We start from the raw sequence: 2,333 nt of genomic DNA on the forward strand, positions 1-2,333 counted from the left end.
TCCGCTCCTCGCCGATGGGCCGTCCTCCAATCCGTCTCAGCCGGTCAAGGCGCTGTTGCGGGCATGGGGCACCTGGGTCGAGGGCATCATCACCGCCTTCCTGTCGAATGGCGGGTTGATCTATGACACCAAGGCGCACATGGATGCCGACCTCGCCCACGGCGCCAATTCGTCGGCATGGGTTGTTGGCGATGCGACAGTCGCCAACAATGGCATCTATCGGAAGCTCGGCGCCTCCGGGGCAGGATCCTGGACGCGCGTCGCCGATCTGCCCGACAGCTATATCAGGGCCACTGACGCCGGCGCAGGCACACCAAATGCAATCATAGCGACCAGCACCATTCCTCTCCCGTCCGCCGATGGTGGAGCGCTGGTCAATTTCATTGTTTTCGAGGCGAATACCGCATCGCCGGTGACGGTCGCGTTCAATGGCGGCGTCGCACTGACGATCAAGACGTCCGCCGGCAACGATGTCGTTCCCGGCGGCCTCGTCGCTGGCATGGTGGTTGCCGGCTATAGATCCGGCTCTACCTTCCGGCTGCTGTCCGACCCGGCCAGCGCCGCTATCCAAGTCGCAGCTGAGGCGGCTGCCGCCGCAGCCGCGGCATCTGCCGCCGCAGCCGCGGCATCTGCCGCGAGTGTCAATCTGCCTGCGATATCGGTGGCGGACGCGGGCAAAGGTCTGACCGTCAATCCAACGGGCGGCGGGTACGACAAAAACCTGCTGGCAATCGTGGTTGCAACTCGGGCTTTGATGAAGGCGTTGAATACGGCGGTTGACCGGCCTGTCTATCTCTCGGAAAATGGTCGGCAAGGTACGTTTGTGTTACGCGCCGGCTCCCCGCCCGTCACCGATACCCAAGAGGGCATCTATGTCGTCTCGAACACGGCAGGCTTCTATTGGGAGCGCATCTATGCGCCGGCGTTGGCTCCGACAGTCAGGGCCTTTGGGGCAGCACTTGACGGCGTGACCGTCGACAGCAACGCGATAAAGGGCGCGTTGGCGGTCTGTGGAATGGCGATCATCCCCTATACGTCGACCGGCTTCGTCGCTGGTGATATCGACATTACGCCAAACCTCGATCACGTCATTAAATCCGAGCGGCGGCCGATTTGGAAAATCCCGAGCGGTGCGGCCTGCGCCATTCGCGTCTTGCCGTCGGCCGTGGCTCAGAGCTACGCCTATATTGACAAATTCACCTTCGACGGATCGGCGGCAGCCAACACGTCAGGCGCGATCCTGATCAACACCTCTGCCGGCATCGTCTCGGGTCTGCGCGTTGGAAACTCTATCGTGAAGGATTGCGGCTTCTTCTACAAAGAGGAAGTGCATGCATCGAATTACGTCGTCGACATGAAGTTCGATGATGTGCTGTGCTTCTTCACGAGAGGCCGGCAAATCGATAGCCGCCGCTCGCGCGGGTTCTTCTTTTGGAACAATATCAAGGTCGACAATACCTACAACTTCCCTGGTGGCCGTCCTCTTGTGACGTGGATCAGCGTCTTCTTCTCGGACCCACTCGGGCTCGATTTTAACGCGATCGATGTTGTCGGTGAGGTTCCCGGTGCGCCGAACAATCTCGCCTATCAGGCCGGCGCGACAGGCATATACATAGACGGTGTTGTAGGCGGGCGCGGCTCGATCTACGGGCGGCGGCTGCTGGTAGATAGCGCCACTGGCCCAGGTATCCGTATTGCTAACGTCTTCAACGTCGAAATCGATACTATTCAGTCTTACGCTAACCTCGGTTCGGCTATCGAACTTAACGCAGTCAGCAAATCGTCATTAAACAAGGTGAAGGCCGTCGGCTCAAAAGGCGTCACCAACGCCGCAGCCGCCGCGACCGGGGTTTCTATGATCGGATGCACATTCGTAACGATTGGTGAAATCGAGGCTGACAACAACACCGGCAGCGGCAACGCGATGACGGGCTGCGGTGACTGCGGGATACTCGGGGGCTACTCTATAAACAATGGAGCTTATGGCTTCTTCGAAGACAATACGGGCAGCCGCAACCGTCGCGTTGGCGTCACGTCAACAGGCAATACGACCGCCTCTCTGTTCCAGAACATGGCGAGCAGTGCGACCTACAGCTGGACGCCCAATAGCGGAACGCCAACAGCCAGCACCATTGGAGTCGCGACTGTTTAAAAGTCTGACGCATTGAAGTGGTCACAAATGCAGGTTGTGTAGGCGACGTTTCCTGCGATATAGGACCCCCACCTTTCCAGGGGCGAGACGGCAGAAATTGCTCAAGCACATCACGATCATTCTACCCTTCCCGTATCGTGGAGGCTCCCTGCGGGTCACCAAAACCATAGCACGCATGATC

1 pseudogene is annotated in these 2,333 nt (G+C 59.2%); it reads left to right on the plus strand.

Features of this window, described 5'->3' with window-relative positions:
* A pseudogene (locus tag FJ980_RS29850) lies at positions 1-2,152 on the plus strand (hypothetical protein); the annotation flags it as partial.
* Between the last annotated feature and the right edge of the window lie 181 nt (positions 2,153-2,333).

This window comes from Mesorhizobium sp. B1-1-5, from assembly GCF_006443065.1.
GTDB lineage: Bacteria > Pseudomonadota > Alphaproteobacteria > Rhizobiales > Rhizobiaceae > Mesorhizobium.